Source organism: Polaribacter sp. 2305UL8-11 (assembly GCF_058147165.1).
Genome location: NZ_JBYVJW010000123.1, coordinates 1 through 234, shown reverse-complemented (window position 1 = coordinate 234; position 234 = coordinate 1). Strand labels below are relative to the sequence as shown.

At 35.9% G+C, this 234-nt stretch carries 1 protein-coding gene; it reads right to left on the bottom strand.

Annotated elements, in window-relative coordinates:
- Window positions 1-234: hypothetical protein (locus tag ACY2RW_RS16430; RefSeq protein WP_490123796.1), on the bottom strand; the 234-nt coding region annotated here is incomplete at both ends.

Here is a 234-nt window from a genome sequence, read left to right as displayed (position 1 = left end):
CTATAGAAACAGCTGGTATATTATTCATAATATCTACAGCAGACGCACCAGCAGTTGTTAACTCTTCACCTACGTTTATTCTTTTTCTGTCTATTCTTTGTTCTATGGTAGAACGTTCTGCAACAACACCTACACTTTCTAAAGCTTCTGCTGTTTCTTCTCGCTCTATAACACCAAGATTTGTTGTCTTACTATTTAATACCACTTCTTTGGCTAATGGTTTGTAGCCAATAA